Below are 15,766 nucleotides of genomic sequence, written 5' to 3'. Positions count from 1 at the left end.
CCGGAATGCGGTTGACCAGGATCGTCTTACCCATCGACAGCGCTTCCAGGATGGAATTATTGGCAGTGGCGAAAAGCAGGGGCCGGATCATCAGGGTTGCGGAGGCATACAGGTCCCTTAGCCCCGCATCCGGTACATGGTATAAATAGTGCACATTCGGGAAGGTATTCAGTTTCTCTTTTAATCCGACGAATACAAATTGCCGGGAAGGGTTCGCGGTGATAAACTCCATAAGGAGTTCCCTGTCCAATCCATGAGAGCCAACGCAAAGGATATAATCCTTTCCGGCAAAAGAATTTTGCGCTATGGCCAGGGCAGGGTCCCAGAAATCGGTGTCGATGCCGTGGGGAATAAACCAAGCCTTTGATTGGTATCTTTCTGGAATCCGGGACAGGAGGTTCCGGGAAACGACGGCAATGTTTTTCGCCCTGCGCAACGCCCTTTTTTGAATGAAATTATATTTAATAAACAGAAAAAGTTTTTGTTTGACGGACTTATACCTGACCACTCCGGGAAGGACATGAAAGGTTACGGTAAAGGACCCGGGGGCAAGAGAAAAAGTGCAATCAGAATAAAGGGAATGTACGACATCGAATTTACCTTCCAGTTCACGACCCTTGGACGATATGGCCCTCCTTTTTGAAAACAGGAAATCTTTGCGGGCGCCGGTAACGGTAATGACCCGGACGAGTCCATCCTGGTAATCGGCGACTTCGTTCCCCCAGGTAACCAGGGTCACCTCATGACGTTCAGCGGCAAAGGCCACGATCCGCTGGAATCCGCTGTGCAGGGAATGATGGGAATTGTTGGTCCAGTGATGGGATAGGAAAAGAATTTTCATCCGTTCATTTTTATGAGGATTCATCCCTTATTTTTTAATTTAAGTTGTACATAATTTTTAAGGACGCCCATGGTACGTAAGAGGGCGATCAGGTTGCCGGAAAGGCCTCCCCTGTGTTTGATGGAATAATACCGGATCTTCCGGAAGGAATTGATCGAATAGACGTTCTTAAAACTTTTATACAGGGTTTTTAAGGATGGATTATTATAGACCGCTCCGGCAGAGGTCAGTTGTACATTTTCATACACCACGGCATTAAAAGAGATATATACGGGTATTCCATTTTTGGAGGCCCGGTAGGTAAAATCCGTCTCGGAGCTGTACTGGACCAGATTTTCATCATAAAGCCCCAACTGGTCAAAAATGGTAATAGGATACAGGATGCCCCGTCCGGATAGTACGATCGATGGCTTAAGACCAGGAAGGGGCACTTTCTTCCTGCCGGGAAACGTTTCTTTCTTAAGATCGGCGAGGGCCGCTTCGGATAGAATAGAGAATTTAGGGATATAATTGGATTCTTTCAGGGTATAATTGATCTTTGAAACACCGGAGAAGGTGATGATGTGGGGCAGGCCCAGGCTGAGGGAGATGGACCCTATGACAGATCCAGGCCCACCCCGGTCATAATCCCTTAGAAGTATGCTTACATAATCCGCATCGAAATTCAGATCGTCATTCAGTGTCAGGACAAAATTGCACTGCAATAAGATGGCCATTTTGATCCCTTCATTGATACATTTTGTATACCACCAGTTACCATCCCCTTTGACCACGACGGCTCTGGGGAACTCCTTTTCCAGCATGTCCAGGGTGCCATCCGTTGACCCATCCACGATCACAATCGGCACCAGGTTGCCCTTAAAATCCTGTTCTTTCAGACATTGAAGACAGTTCTGCAAACTTTTCACCCGGTTGAAGGTCGGAATAAGCGCACCTATTTTTATAGCTGTTTCCATTAGCCGAAAATCTTTATTCATAAGTAATGGTGTTTTTCCCCAGTTTCATTTTTGCTGATCGGCTCCTTCTTTTTTTATTCAGGGGAATGATCGTTATACCGCAATACAAGGCGAGACCGATAAAAAAAGCTTTGAAGAAATAATCTTCAGAAAACCCGATAAGGCCTAAGAGCACCACGGCCATCCAGGCATTGGTCTTGTTTTGAAGGATCTTGTAAAAAGTCTTCCAGACGAGATAGAAAAAGAGAATAAAAAAGAGGATGCCGTAGGTGCTCAGCAGAATGCCCATTCCATTATTGCGGTGAATAGTCTTAAATTTCAGGTTGTAATATTTCTCTCCGAGCTTCATCTCAATATTGCGGCCGGTGCCGATCACCTCATGGTCCTTCATCAGCCGCATGTCCGCAAGGAAACTGTTGAACCGGCTTTCCCCGGGCACGCCTTTATTCGAATATTCGATTTGTTTGTTGATCTTTTCGTTCAGGAAATCCAGCTTGGTATATAATGCCAGGGAAAGGCCTGCAACCACCAGCAGGATGAAAATTGAAATCGCAGGTCTTTGAAAGAAAAAATTCCTTAAATAGACGAGAATGACAAAAAACAGCGCCAGATAGGTGGTGGTAGACAGGGTGGTCAGGATACAAATGACAAAGATCAGATTGGTCCTGGATTTCCATTTATCCTTACGGTAAAACAAATTGATAAAAAGGGCCAGGATCAAGAACCCCCCATGGGTGCCGGGCTCCCAATAGAACCCGGAGTTCCGGTTAATATCGATCTGGCTGAGGTTAAAGATGATCAGGCTGCCCGAATCGTTATAAAAATCGTAGCCTGCTCTGGCAAAGGGGGCCTTAAAAAAACCGGCCAGGTTGGTAAGAGGGGGGATCAACCCTTTAAAAAGCATACAGGGTATAAAAAAACACAGGCTGATCACTGCGAACACATATACAAACCGGATAAAGCGGTCAAAGAACGCGTCCCCCAATATACGGATGGCCACCATGGCCAGGGCGATGCGAAGATATTCCCCGAGAAATGTTTTGACCGGAAAGGCATGATAAACGAGACATTGGGCAATCTGCAGGATGGCCAATACACCGATATACAAATAGAAATAATTGTTTAACCGGGCACTGGTACCCTTTTTGAAATACAACAGCACGAGCAGCGTGACAAAGGACATGGACAACATCTCTATCGAAAGATAAAAGAAGGAATTGGCCGTATTGGCGATCAGCAGGAACATGGTTGCCTGATCTATCCGGGTCTGGAATTTTTGATCCTTCTGAAATTGTTGATCCTTCTGATCGATCTGGTCCTTATATGGGGAGCTGTATTGCATGTGCATTTCTCTTGTTTGCTTGAGGTCTATCCTGGCACCTTTTGCTCCGTCACAGCCTGTCTGCGTGTTTTTCCTTTGAATAAAAGAAGATATAGGGCGTCCCGCCAGAACCAGGAATGTTTGGTCATCACATGATGCCTTGCAAATTGTTTGCCCGACGATAAATAGGCCGGGATCAGCGGCCAGTAGAGATCCCTGGTACTGATGATCACTTCGTCAAGGGTCCAGGTATCTCCCAGCCGGTCTGCCATCAGGGCAAAAGTCGTCTGCTCTGCAAATCCTTCATGAAATATCTTTACCATGTCCATCAGTTGATCGAAATCCTTATAATGGTCATAAGGAGAGCCCGAAAGATAAATGATCCCCGAATTTATAGGCGGCTTGTCCAGCAGATTCAACCGGTCGAGATACCGTAAGATCGGCATATGATAACAATGCTCATTGTCCATGGAGATCCGCATGGTGAATCCGTTTGTCCTAACAGGCAAACGGGGTTCGCCGAACCAAAGGATATCCGTATCGCAATAAAGTACCGGATGCATTTCCGCCTCGGCAAGGACGACCAGTAATTTGCGGGCATACGCACTGTTTTGGGAAAATTCGATCAGGGATTTCCTTCCCTTTTCCTGATGAAAGGCAGCTGACTCCTCCCAGGTCTTCACCTTATAGGGGTAAGGCCAGAAGCCCATCTGATCTTGTATAATGGCGATGGGCGTGCCATCTGTAACGATGGTCAGCATAGGAACTTTTTCCCAGCTGTTATAGATCGAGAACAAGGCCGCCTTTAGCATCTTCGCGCCTTTCTGGCCGGTAAATAAAAGAAGGTTGAGATCGGAGACTTCTTTTTCAGGATTGAGCTTTTTGGGGAAAAAAGCGGAAAACAACATCCGGAAGGTACGTCCCAGCAGGCCATAACCCTTGTAAAGGATGATTTTCGATATGGTAACGTTCTTTTTAGACATAGTTCTTTAGATTTATTTGTTCCACATTCCTTTTGCGTTCCCATTGATTATACGCGAATACTGGATTTTATAAAGAACCGAAACCGGAAGCGTCGTACAGGTCATAGCCAGCACCACTCCTTCGGGTCCGAGGTGCAGGGTCTTGCAAAAAAATAAAGCAAGCGGGATCGTCATAATGATGCTGAAGATCGCCGTATACAATTGAAGTCTAACTTTACCCGTGCCGTTCAAAAAAATATGCTGAGGAGCGGCAATAAGGCTGATCAGGGCATACAGACACATGACGATCCGCATGGAAACCGGTACCTGTACTACATCTCCCAACCAGAGACGGAACAGGGGGCCGGCGACCAGGGTAGACAGAACGACCATTCCCATGAGAAAATACGTGATCGTTTCCAGTTTCCGGATGGTATGGTTGATCCAGGTGAATTCTTTACGGGTATAGGCATCGGTAAAGGCCGACCAATACGTGGCCGTGATGATACCATTGATCATCAGGACGATCGTAAAATACTTATAGGCAACATTGTATACTGTTACTACCTGGGGACCGAATAATTGGGTGAGGATGATGTTTGCACTGGAATAGATCACCAGGAAAGCGATCTGGATGATAAAAAACTGCAGTCCGAGACCGAAGAGCGCTTTGGAGTGTGAAAATCGAACGTGTTTCCAGGAAGGAGCGATATCCCTGAACTTACCTCCCAAAAAAAGCAAATTAAATACCAGTAAAACCACGACCGGTGATGCACTGAAAACGATGGAAACCCAGAACAAGGAACCGCTTGTGGTGCGGGTTAGTATAAAAATCGTTATCAGAGACAGGAAATTGGCCAGTGGATTGATCAGGTTGTTCAGCGCCGGTTCCTGATGAGCAAATAATATATTGCCGATCAGGTTCATGATAAATTGAAGGCAAAAAAACGATAGTACTATCAGCATAATCTTACCCAACTCTTCCGCCAGGTCCGGTGAGGTATTAAGAACCCGGGACCAGTTCAGCAGAGGGGTAATAATCCAGAACAACACCATCAGGGTAAGAAAAATGGCCGTCACACAGGCATAGGAAGTACTCACGTACACCTTTGCCATCTCCCGGTCGCCTTTGGCGAGCGCTTCGGAAAGTTTGTTTCGTAACCCGTTGCCGATCCCTATATCGAAGAAGCTGAACCAGCCTACCAGGGAGCTCATGGTAAGCCAGATACCATAACGCTCTTTATCCAGGTAATGCAGGGTCAGGGGAACCAGGGCGAAAGAACAGGCGATGCTTCCTCCTTTGATAAGAAAGGAAAAGAGAATATTCTTATTCGCCTTGCTGGTTCGTTCGTGACCTCCGAAAAGCCGGCCCTTAATTTTTGCGAGATAGATCATGATACGGATTCATTAAAATAACCTTCTTTTTTTTGCTGTCCCCGCCCAGCGGGGACATCGTTGAGGACAACGACCATGTTGGGGACCGTCTCTTCTTCGGCGGTCCGGTTGATATAGCCCAAATTTTTCCTGGTGCTGAAACCGATCCTCAATACGAACAGGTTTATGTCCGCATAGGAGGCTATCGTTTTTGCATCGCTCAGGATCCCGATGGGCGAATTGTCGATTACGATGAAATCAAAGAATGCCTGGGCTTCCTTCATAAATTTATCCATCTGAGGGGAATCCATTAATTCGGCCAGACGGGTATCCGGGTTCCCTGCTTTTATGAAAGATAGTCCCGGCACTTGCGTGTCGGACAGGATTTCTGTGAGGGAGGCCTTCCCGTTCAGGTAGTGCCCCAGGCTTTTGATGGCAGGCGTGCTGCCAAGGCTTTCCGGACGGGGGGTTTTTTTGTCCAGATCCAGTAACAATACTTTTTTGCCACTCAGGGAAAGGATAGCCGAAATGTTTGCGGCAATAAAGGATTTACCTTCTGCCCGGCTGACGGAATGGACTGCCAGTATTGCGCCAGGCTGAGCGGTAGGCCGGTCTTTCAGCAGGAGACGCAAATTTGCCCGCAGATCGCGAAAGGCTTCCGTAATTTCCGAGTTCGGGTATTGTAATACTGGCAGCTCCGATCCTGTTTTGTTATGATATATACTGCCGGCAACGGACAGGTGCAGCGATTGCCGCACGCCTTCCTGATCTTTCAGTTTTTTATCCGTGTAGAGCCGGAGCAGGATGATCCCAAGAGTCAGCACGATACCAAGAAGGATACCGATGGCCAGATTGACGATCGGCTTCAGCCCTATTGGTTCCGTGGTCATGGGGGTGGCGGCATCCAGTATTTGCGCATCCGGATTGTTGGAGGCCAGGGCTATGCCGGCTTCCGCTCTTTTCTGCAATAAAAAATTATAGAGCTGGCTATTGATATCGAAACCCCGTTTGACATCCATAAAGGCTCTTTCCGTCTGGGGAATAGCCGTTAGCCGGGTATTGGTCTGGGCTTTTTGCTGCTCCAGGCTGTTCAATTCGAATTGGGCGTTGGAGAGCAGGCTGCCAACCGTCTTTTTTATCAGCTGCTGTGTTAATTCAATATCATTGTTGACTTCTATAAGCTTGGGATTGCGGGCCTGGGCGGTAAGGGAAAGGGTTTTCCGCACACTGTATTGCTGTGCTTGTTTTTGAACAAGGTTGACCAATTCAGGATCAGGGTCGCCGATGGAAGGGGCGACAAAACTTTTTAAGTCATCTTCGCTGTTCAGGTGATTGTTCAGTTCATTGTAATAGTTGATCTTCAGCTTTAGTGTATTTACCTTTTTATCCACCTCTTCCGCTTTTTGCAGGATAAGGGTACCTTCCTGGCTCAGATCGACGACTTTATTATTCGTTTTGAAGTTTGTAAAACGATTGCTCGAGAGCTGGAGTGAATCGGCGACTCCGGCGATCTGATTGCGGATGAATTGCATAGTATTGATCGCCGATTGATTCTTTTGGTCCAGGCCGAACTTACGATACGTTTCACCCAACCCATTCAGATAGTCCACATTCCGCTGTACGTTCGGGCCTTTCAGTTCGACGGTGAGCACATTGCTTTCAGGAGCCGCTATCTTAACAGCCAGCTGGCCCTGATAGTCGATGGCTAATCCGGCGATATTATTAATGACAAGAAGGTAGTCGATTCCTGCTTCAGGCACGCTCCCCGGGACGGCCGGGTCCAGGGTAAAGTGAAACCAGGTATTGTCGAACGGTTTTCCGAAGGCGCCTTTTTCACTGAACTTTATACCCACCAGCGAATCAGCGGTTTTGGATTGATAATCGCATTGTGCTGTATAGTCGCCGCCGGGTAATATGTGGATCGTGACCGGAACCTCCCTGGCCTGTTCCTTTCCGGTGGAAAGCGTTACCACGAAAGGCTCGTTTTTATAGAGGTCTTGTTTACCGATGATGAGTTTTTTGTACACGGATGTTTTCCAGTCGAGGTCCTGAAGCGTCTTCAATTGAAGGCTATAGGCAGAAACAACGGATTGTTCGTCCTGAATATTAACGGTCTTCTCCTTTATATCCAGGTTGTCCATCGTTGAGTTCAACGTAGACTGGTGGGGAACGTTCTTGAGCAGCAGGGTCATGGAGCTCTTATAACTTCCATGAAAATATTTATTAAAACCCAGGGCTAAGGTCAATCCAAGGGCAGCCGCCAGAATAAACCAGTACCAGTTCCGTAAGATGGCTGGGAAGATCATAGCCTTGTTAATAAAGATCTGTTTCTCGCCGGGACCGGAGGGATGCGTATTTTTATAAGTCTCCATGCTTGGTTTATTAGTTTATTTGTGCAAATAATTTAAGAGGAGCAAAATGGCGGTAAGGGATCCGACGATCACGCCTGCGAAGGGTAACTTTTGCTGAATTCCCTTATTTTTTCCGGGTTGAAGTAGAACCACGTCGTCGGGCTGAAGGTAAAACCCGCCCGATGCGAGCGACGATTTACTGTTCAGGTTCAGCGAGAAGGTCTTCGTCCCTTCAACGGTATTCCTGAGCACGAGCACGTCCTGCAATTTGGCGAAATCCGTCGTTCCCTGCGCAAGACTGATGGCATCGAGGACCGTGACATAATTATTATAGTTGTAATAGATCCCCGGGGTCTTCACTTCTCCAAGAACGGTAATCTTATAAGACAATACCCGCACTTTGACCGTCACTTCTTTCAGGAATTCTTTGGCCGAGACTTTAATCTGGTCTTCGGCCTCGCTGATGGTCTTTCCCTCCACTTTGACTTTTCCCAGCATAGGGAGATCAATGGTGCCATCGGCCTGCACTAAATTCCCATTCACCGCTTTTAAGGCCGGTACTTCGAAGTTGGAGGCGATTTGGGCCCCGCTGGAAGGATCTATAAGTTTGTTCATCTCCGGATCCTGGGAGTTAATACTGACGAACAGATTATCCTTTACCCTGATCTTGTAAGGCGGAGGTGGTTTTGGCAATCCCCTGAGTGTTTGGTCGGGAGTAACGTCCTGCAAATACGTTAGTTTTTTAGCGGAAGTGCAGGAGGTGAATGCCGGAATAAAAAAGAGCGCATACAGGAAGACCAGCAGGGTTAGGGGGTTGTGTTTTTTCATTATATAAAAATAATCAGTATAAAAATAAATATTTAAGGTTTGTTTCCGTATATATGGGGCATAAACCGGGGGTTAAATGTTTTTAAGGGTGATTAAAAAGCATTTTTCTTAGATTTTTTTCCAAAAGCAGTGAGAATGACGATGTAGAGATCAAGCCCAAAGCTCCAGTTTTCGATATACCATAGGTCATGGAGCGTTCTCCCCCAATATTGCATCTTTGTTTTGGTGGGCCCTCTCCAGCCTTTGACCTGGGCCCATCCGGTGATACCGGGTTTTATCGTGTGCCGCATCATATAATGACCCATTTTTTGCTGAAGGTCTTTGTTCAGATTGATACGGTGAGGTCTTGGGCCGACGACTGACATGTCGTTGGTCAGGACATTCAGTAATTGCGGAAGTTCGTCGAAGCTAAGTTTTCGGAGGATCTTTCCTATCGGTGTAATCCGCTGATCGTTCTTTACTGTCGATTGAGCCTCGGAGGCCGAAGAGGGATCAAACCGCATGGTCCTGAACTTATAAATTTTAAAGGGTTTCCCGGTGACTCCCAGACGATAGGTCTGGAAAAATGCAGGGCCCTTGCTTGTCAGTTTTATGGCCAGGGCTATCAATACTCCCAGTGGGAAAAGCAGGACGATCATCACAATGGAGAAGAGAATATCAAAGGCCCTTTTCAGGAAACGGTTGGAATAAATATCCAAAGGAAAGGTACGCATTTCCAGCAACGGGATATCGCCGATTTTCCCCACCTTAAACGTGAGCTTATGTTTGCCCATGTAATTGGGAATCAGATGTGTACGTACTCCATTCCTTTCCGCTACGGCGATAAGGTTCGCTATCATGTCTGCTTTGTGGAGGGGGATGGTGATAAAAGCGTCTTCGAAGGGTAAGTTATCAAAGATCTTTTGAAATTCATCCACCGATCCGATCACATTCCTGTCTCCGGGTTGGGTAGGGGCCTCAGAGAGAAGACCAAGGGGTTTAATGCCGAGGTGTTTATTATGCAGGAAATAATCCTGCAATTTGTTGCCCAATACATTATTTCCGATGATAACCGTAGGTTTAAGATATAAATGAGTTTTAAAGGAATAGTAGAAAAAGTACCAGGACGATATAGCGTATTTCAAAAGGAAAAAAATGGCGATCGTGGTCAAAAACAACTTCTTCGGGCAGCCCGCTTTACCAAAGACCATCAGCGCCAATGTTGTAAACGCAAAATAATAAACAAAACGGGTGACCATGGACCGGGACATTTTTGGGAAGTCTATCTTTAAATTTTTAAGGTCTTCCACAAAAATGGGGCTAATGACTACATAGCCCAAATTTAAAATTACCAACAATTGTTTAAGGCAACCTGGATCTCCTTTATCGAAAAATATTCTTACCAGAAAAAAGCTCAGGTTAAGAATAATCAAATCGATCGAAAGGATGAGAAGATGAATTTCTCTGGGTCTCAATCTCATCAAGTATAACTTTTAAGGTTTTTGCACATTGTTAAAGCACATTCTTATTCTTTCCCAAAATGGGCAAACGATTCCTTGTTCGGACATTAGTCCGGACGAAAGTGGTCGGTATTAAGGGAATAACTTAGTTTTAACAACAAAAGAGGTAGTTTCTGAGGATATTCGGGATTCGATGGCAGTCAACCTTCTTGTTCGGTACTTATTCGAGTATTAATATCTTGTCGATATTGGGATGGATTTGGGACTGCAAGGTAGTTAAAATAGGTGAAATTCTTTATTTGTTTGCACATTTTTCTTTTATTTTCTTAAAATTTATTCTAATTAACCTTCTATAAATGAGGCTATTATATTTAATATTCCTATTGGGGGCTGTTTCCGGCCGTGCAAATTCTTATTACTTTTCTTCCCGTGACGGTGACGATTCCCGAACTGTGGCACAAGCTCAACAGGCGGCGACACCCTGGAAGACGCTAAGCAAATTAAATGCCTGTTTTTCAAACCTGCTGCCCGGGGATTCGGTTTTGTTTAAACGGGGGGATGTTTTTAAAGGGACCCTGCGGATAACGCAATCAGGGACTGCCGGCAATCCGATCGTGTTGGCTGCCTTCGGGAACGGGCCACTTCCCGTCATTAGCGGTTTTTCAGGATTGACCAACTGGACATCCGTTGGGAAGGGGATTTGGCGTGCTCCCTGTGGCGATTGTGGTATGAGTGTGAATATGCTGACTATTGACGGGAACGCAATACCTATGGGCAGGAGCCCCAATGCAGGGGAGTCGAATGGGGGATTTGCAACCATTCAAAGCCATGTAAAAAAACAATCGATCAGTGATGACAATCTGGGAAACGGGCCGGATTGGACGGGGGCCGAGATCGTCATGCGAAAAAACCGGTTCATTATTGATAAAAGCAAGATCGTTTCCCAATCCGGGAATACAATCAATTATAAATCAGGAAATTATTATGAACCAACGGATAAGTTCGGTTATTTTATACAAAATGATATCCGTACCCTGGACCAGAAAGGAGAATGGTATTATGATCCAAATGCCAGGACCATGAGCCTTTATTATGGCAGTGAAGATCCTTCGGGAGCCGAGATCAGGGCCAGCAGCGTTGACACCCTGGTTGTGATAAAAAATAAACATTATCTTGTTTTTGACGGTCTTTTTTTCCTGGGCAGTAATCTCGATGTCTTTAATCTTACTAATGCAGACAACATCAGCATAACCCATTGCCGTATTTCTTTTGCCGGATTAAATGCCATCAAAGGGTTGCAGACAGATCGAATCACTATCGGGAATGTGGAAATCCGTAATTCCAATAACAATGCAATTGATATCCGCGGAACGGGTTCCCTGGTCGGGGATAATAAGATCTCACGGACCGGTACGATCCCCGGAATGGGAACCGGGGAACAATCCTATCTGGGTATCCATGTGGCGGGGACCGGCAATACCGTACAGTATAACCAGGTCGATACGACTGGGTATGTCCCTATCTTTTTCCTGGGTAGTTCAAATACCATCCTGAATAATGTAGTCAGGGCATTCGCCTTTGTCAAAGATGACGGGGGTGGGATTTATACATGGTCGGGGGATATCGATTCCGGTATCCAAAGGAATACAGGGACCATTGTCGGCAATATCGTTCTGGATGGGATTACGGCCCCCGGGGGTACGGACGGAAAGCAACCGGGAATTGCCAATGGGATCTACCTGGACGAGAATAGCGGTATGCTCGCGGTGACCGGCAATACAGTCAGCCGTTGTACGGGAGGGATCTTTCTGCAGGATGCCCATGAGGTAATCGTAAAAGAAAATACCTTGTATGACAATGGATTTCAGCTTGCTTTACGGCACCCACTCGTCAAAGGCACCTTGCGCAATAACAGGATTATACAAAATACCCTCGTTGCCAGAACAGGCGAGCAGACCGTATTGATCTTAAGTTCGGCTGTTTCGGGAGAGGTCTCGTCATATGCCGAATTCGAAGACAACAATTATGCGCAGCTTTCCTCCGGCGGAGGAGGGAATTTTTTCCGGGTCGTAACCCGGCCGGCCGGTGGCAATCAGACCCAGTCCAGGGGTAGCCTGGATCAATGGAAGTCGGGATTCGGTAAAGACAAGAATTCCAGGGTAAGCACACCCGTCGGCCCTGCCCTGTTTGAATTCAATAAAGACAAAACTGTCAGAACCTTAAACTTGAATGGAACCTACGCAGATCTTTCCGGAAAGACTTACAAGGGAGAAATCAAACTGGCTCCTTTTTCCTCGGTTTTGTTGTTTAAAAAATGATGGAATGTGTATTATCGGATAGATGAACCTTTTTTTGCTGTTTTTTCACTGATGCGATAAATATATTTTATTATAATAATAGAATATTTAGGCTTATGGCATGAGGTTTGTGCCTATGAACCATTCACGCGAAATAAAATCTATTGGAAATGGGCTTAAACGTACAATCCAATTGATAAGTAATAAGAATTATCCAATTAATTCGGCGAACTATGAAAAACGGTGATGGGTCCTTCCCGCAAAAAATGGTGCTGGGTCTCTGCGTGGGAATAATACTGCATTTTTCATCTGCCGGTCAGACCGGTTCCGGCGACGGAACCATACATACGCTGCTCAGCCGAACCTATGATACCCTGGTTTCAGGGACGGGAAATGACAAACATACGGTAAGTTTCCCCCAATGGGATTCGCGATCAGGTAAATTGGTGGCGGTCCGGATCAAAACACAGATATCGTCCCAATATCAATACACCCTTCGGAATGCAGATAGTCTACCCGATACTTATATTGTAAAGATGGGACGGGAAGACAAGATCAATGATGGGGCCATTGCCACTCCATATGATAGCACCTCGGACCATACGATCGGATCTTTTTCCCTGGATCCGGGTAACCGGCAGTCACAAGATCCGTATATCCTCCTTGATAAGTATAATCATACGGATAGTATCACAGATCATTTTGATTCCTATACGGGTACGGGAGAATTTCTACTGAAATATTCGGCCGTTACCTGGTCGAACGTGAACAGTGCTAATAAACTGGGCTATTATTATAGCGCTGCCATCCTGGATACCACCCGATTTTCCCTCACCTATCTGTATACGGCAGGAGAAGATTCTTTGACTACCAAACCGGATCCATTTGCGACGATCGGCAATGACCCGGGCAGGGGCATGACACTTTATCCCAACCCGGCAACGGATTTTATTCAAATTGCCTTTACGGACCCGGGGGACTGGAAGGTGGAGATCATTGCCGCCGATGGCCACCTGGTGCAAAGAAATAATTTTTCCAATATCAATCTGGCCAGGATTAATTTCTCCCATAAACTAACGGCAGGAGCCTATTTTGCCCGTGCAACGGATTCCCGGAAACTCCGGAGTTCCGTGAAGACTTTCCTGATCCGGTAGTTACAATGCGAAGTGTACTACATGCCGGTAATAACCGGTACATGTTTGATCGGAAAATTGCAGGAGTTGGCGATAAAACACATTTTGCCGGCATCGTGATGAAGCGACTTTGCTTTTTCGATCTTCGCAGGATCGGTAATGATTATTTCGGGATGCAGGATAACCTCCGTAAAATGCCCGCTGCCATCATCTTTCTCCAGCATGGTTCCTTCCGGTCTGTCCACATAACCGGTAATGGTGATCCCCGCCACCGAACATAAATGCAGATACCATAACATATGACAGGTTGAGATAGAGGCCAGCAATAAGTCTTCCGGATTGTGGCGATCAGCGTCCCCCTGGTAAGAAGGCTGAGATGACCCAAGAATATCAGGTTTGCCGGTAATGCTGGTCGTATGATGCCTTTTATAGGCCCTGTAGTTTTTGGTCCCTTCTCCCAGATTGCCGGTCCAGGTGATTGTGGCATTATAATGATGTTCTTTCATAGTCAGGCAAAGTTACAACTCACTTATTCCAATTCTTTATTAATTTTTTCGATGACCTCCTTACTATTCATTATACCATCTTCGTAGGCCTGCAGTATATTATTTGTTATATAACTTTTATTAAATCTCAGCAGCAGGCGCATTTCCGAGATCCTCAAAACCTCATCCGCATTGGCAATACCCCCATTCAGGGCCAACTGGAAATGGGCGTTTAAAAAAGGAGTGACCTTATTGGAGATCTCTTCGTAATAGTATTTATTCAACGTCATGATTCGCGGGAAATAAGATTCATGCAGGCTGATGATATCGTTTAGCAACTCTTTATTTTCTATGATCGTAAATTTACCGCTGGCCTTTAATCCTTCATATCTGCTATTTCTGGGCTGAAAGTCTGCACTGCTAAAAAAAATACCCTGGTATTTGTTTAGGCTATCACTGTTAAAAATTGTTTCGTTTCCCTTTTTAGGCAGAGCTGGTTCGCTGCCAACCCTGATAAAATAATCCATTCCACTGATTGCAAACTGGTAAAATTTCAGGGAGCCGTTTATATCTTCAATATCATCCTTCAGGTCTTTTTTTAAGCCGGTGAGAAACTCTTTTTCTTCTTTTTTCTCGCGGGATCGGTCGCTCCAGTTATGGAACCAGATGGAAATGGTAACGGCAAATACAATGATCACTATTTCGATCAGGATCTCTTTAATCTTATGCTTCCAGGATGTATGCGGGTCTTTGATGGTCTTATAAGCTGCTTCCGTGTGTTTGATTATTTCATTTTCCGCCATGGTATTCTTACTGGTTTAATTTTCGAAGGTATTATTTTATGTTCATAATTTTTGCTGATCATTCGCGTTAACACCCTTCAATGCCTGTTGGAATGGGCCGGTTTCCGGATTGCCCACTCAGATTAATTAAAGTAATAATATGTTATGAAAGTCCTGTCCCTTTTATTGATAGTATGTTTTTCTGCATCTGCTTCCCTTACTTCCGCTCAGGCCGTGCGAATCCGGGAAATAAAATACCGTCCGAAACCTGAAATATATGATCCCGGAGATTCCACCATTATTTATCCCATCATAGCCAGCAAAAATCCTTTAGCGGATAAATTGATGAATGAAACGATAAGGAGTGTCGCACTGCCGTCGTTGGATGACGAGGAGGACCTAAAGACTGCCAAAAAGCCTTTCACCCAAAAAGTCAGAAAGGCGCTAAGGGATTTTATTGAAGACGGGCTATCGGACCTCTCTTATAGCGTCACTTTCAACAGAAATAACCTGCTTTCCCTTCATGTATATGTCGAAGAGAGTGGAGGGCATCATATTGTCAGAAACGAGTATTATTTTAATTTCAACATAAGGACAGGAGAGGGCATTGGCATCACCGATCTGATCAGGGAGGATAAACTGGATAGTTTTACCCATAAATTATTGCAGGATAAACGAAGATTCCTAAAGCGACATGAGACGATCAATTTGAAAAATGCGCTAAAGAAAAAAGAAATCTCTAAGGATACCTATGCAGAGATGATTCAAACGATCGATAAAGATTGTAAGGATACCGTTCAAATGAACAATTTTATCATAACCGGCAAGGGAATAGAAATTATCGATCCCTGTCCCCTTGCTTCGTCCGGTGGTTTTGATCCAGACTATTCCTTAACCTATTCCTATCCTTCCCTTTATCCCTTTTTAAATCCGGCTTTTCAAAAGAAAATAGAGAAATAACGTTATTTTTAACTACCGGAACATTGCTGCTGATGGA

13 protein-coding genes are annotated in these 15,766 nt (G+C 45.4%); 3 read left to right on the top strand and 10 right to left on the bottom strand.

What is annotated here, in order from left to right:
* From ACX0G9_RS16900 to ACX0G9_RS16865, 8 genes are all read right to left on the bottom strand, one after another.
* Positions 1-841 (bottom strand): glycosyltransferase family 4 protein (locus tag ACX0G9_RS16900; protein WP_459066116.1); only part of this gene is annotated, 841 nt, incomplete at its 3' end.
* 20 nt (positions 842-861) lie between these two features.
* Positions 862-1,818 (bottom strand): glycosyltransferase family 2 protein, encoded by a 957-nt coding sequence (locus tag ACX0G9_RS16895; protein WP_459066115.1) that lies wholly within the window; start codon positions 1,816-1,818, stop codon positions 862-864.
* Positions 1,811-3,139, bottom strand: coding sequence for a hypothetical protein (locus tag ACX0G9_RS16890; RefSeq protein ID WP_459066114.1), 1,329 nt, complete (start codon positions 3,137-3,139; stop codon positions 1,811-1,813). The genes ACX0G9_RS16895 and ACX0G9_RS16890 overlap by 8 nt, the downstream gene beginning before the upstream one ends.
* Before the next feature lie 26 nt (positions 3,140-3,165).
* A complete protein-coding gene (locus ACX0G9_RS16885) occupies positions 3,166-4,101 on the bottom strand; it encodes a hypothetical protein (RefSeq protein WP_459066113.1) in 936 nt (311 codons plus the stop codon).
* A 12-nt stretch (positions 4,102-4,113) separates the two neighbouring features.
* Positions 4,114-5,475 (bottom strand): lipopolysaccharide biosynthesis protein, encoded by a 1,362-nt coding sequence (locus ACX0G9_RS16880; RefSeq protein ID WP_459066112.1) that lies wholly within the window; start codon positions 5,473-5,475, stop codon positions 4,114-4,116.
* Entirely contained in the window at positions 5,472-7,826 is a 2,355-nt protein-coding gene (locus ACX0G9_RS16875) for a GumC family protein (RefSeq protein WP_459066111.1), read from the bottom strand. Before ACX0G9_RS16875 ends, ACX0G9_RS16880 begins: the two co-directional genes overlap by 4 nt.
* Before the next feature lie 15 nt (positions 7,827-7,841).
* Positions 7,842-8,633: a polysaccharide biosynthesis/export family protein gene (locus ACX0G9_RS16870; protein WP_459066110.1), complete on the bottom strand. Its 792-nt coding sequence runs from the start codon at positions 8,631-8,633 to the stop codon at positions 7,842-7,844.
* Between the two features lie 92 nt (positions 8,634-8,725).
* Positions 8,726-10,093 (bottom strand): exopolysaccharide biosynthesis polyprenyl glycosylphosphotransferase, encoded by a 1,368-nt coding sequence (locus ACX0G9_RS16865; protein WP_459066109.1) that lies wholly within the window; start codon positions 10,091-10,093, stop codon positions 8,726-8,728.
* Positions 10,094-10,428: 335 nt separating this feature from the next.
* Between ACX0G9_RS16865 and ACX0G9_RS16860 the strand changes: the two genes are divergently transcribed.
* Together ACX0G9_RS16860 and ACX0G9_RS16855 are read left to right on the top strand one after the other, a co-directional pair.
* Positions 10,429-12,390, top strand: a complete 1,962-nt coding sequence (locus tag ACX0G9_RS16860) for a right-handed parallel beta-helix repeat-containing protein (RefSeq protein ID WP_459066108.1) — start codon at positions 10,429-10,431, stop codon at positions 12,388-12,390.
* 212 nt (positions 12,391-12,602) lie between these two features.
* Complete coding sequence (locus tag ACX0G9_RS16855) at positions 12,603-13,523, top strand: T9SS type A sorting domain-containing protein (RefSeq protein ID WP_459066107.1); 921 nt, start codon at positions 12,603-12,605, stop codon at positions 13,521-13,523.
* A 17-nt stretch (positions 13,524-13,540) separates the two neighbouring features.
* Here the strand turns inward: ACX0G9_RS16855 and ACX0G9_RS16850 are convergent, their stop codons facing one another.
* Both ACX0G9_RS16850 and ACX0G9_RS16845 read right to left on the bottom strand, forming a co-directional pair.
* Positions 13,541-14,008: an OsmC family protein gene (locus ACX0G9_RS16850; protein WP_459066106.1), complete on the bottom strand. Its 468-nt coding sequence runs from the start codon at positions 14,006-14,008 to the stop codon at positions 13,541-13,543.
* Between the two features lie 23 nt (positions 14,009-14,031).
* Positions 14,032-14,790 carry a DUF6090 family protein gene (locus ACX0G9_RS16845; protein ID WP_459066105.1) on the bottom strand — a complete coding sequence of 253 codons (759 nt, stop codon included), beginning with the start codon at positions 14,788-14,790 and terminating at the stop codon, positions 14,032-14,034.
* Positions 14,791-14,934: 144 nt separating this feature from the next.
* On the opposite strand from ACX0G9_RS16845, the gene ACX0G9_RS16840 reads away from it, so the two are divergent.
* The gene (locus ACX0G9_RS16840; RefSeq protein ID WP_459066104.1) at positions 14,935-15,729 is read left to right on the top strand and encodes a hypothetical protein; all 795 of its coding nucleotides are present in this window, start codon (positions 14,935-14,937) and stop codon (positions 15,727-15,729) included.
* The last annotated feature ends 37 nt before the right edge of the window (positions 15,730-15,766 follow it).

This window comes from Flavitalea flava, from assembly GCF_054461575.1.
This window is presented reverse-complemented; position numbering and strand designations above follow the sequence as displayed.

Bases quoted from the DNA above. Each gene is read 5' to 3' on its own strand.
- ACX0G9_RS16895 (WP_459066115.1), bottom strand. From the start codon at position 1,818: ATGAATAAAGATTTTCGGCTAATGGAAACAGCTATAAAAATAGGTGCG.
- ACX0G9_RS16890 (WP_459066114.1), bottom strand. From the start codon at position 3,139: ATGCAATACAGCTCCCCATATAAGGACCAGATCGATCAGAAGGATCAA.
- ACX0G9_RS16885 (WP_459066113.1), bottom strand. From the start codon at position 4,101: ATGTCTAAAAAGAACGTTACCATATCGAAAATCATCCTTTACAAGGGT.
- ACX0G9_RS16880 (WP_459066112.1), bottom strand. From the start codon at position 5,475: ATGATCTATCTCGCAAAAATTAAGGGCCGGCTTTTCGGAGGTCACGAA.
- ACX0G9_RS16875 (WP_459066111.1), bottom strand. From the start codon at position 7,826: ATGGAGACTTATAAAAATACGCATCCCTCCGGTCCCGGCGAGAAACAG.
- ACX0G9_RS16870 (WP_459066110.1), bottom strand. From the start codon at position 8,633: ATGAAAAAACACAACCCCCTAACCCTGCTGGTCTTCCTGTATGCGCTC.
- ACX0G9_RS16865 (WP_459066109.1), bottom strand. From the start codon at position 10,093: ATGAGATTGAGACCCAGAGAAATTCATCTTCTCATCCTTTCGATCGAT.
- ACX0G9_RS16860 (WP_459066108.1), top strand. From the start codon at position 10,429: ATGAGGCTATTATATTTAATATTCCTATTGGGGGCTGTTTCCGGCCGT.
- ACX0G9_RS16855 (WP_459066107.1), top strand. From the start codon at position 12,603: ATGAAAAACGGTGATGGGTCCTTCCCGCAAAAAATGGTGCTGGGTCTC.
- ACX0G9_RS16850 (WP_459066106.1), bottom strand. From the start codon at position 14,008: ATGAAAGAACATCATTATAATGCCACAATCACCTGGACCGGCAATCTG.
- ACX0G9_RS16845 (WP_459066105.1), bottom strand. From the start codon at position 14,790: ATGGCGGAAAATGAAATAATCAAACACACGGAAGCAGCTTATAAGACC.
- ACX0G9_RS16840 (WP_459066104.1), top strand. From the start codon at position 14,935: ATGAAAGTCCTGTCCCTTTTATTGATAGTATGTTTTTCTGCATCTGCT.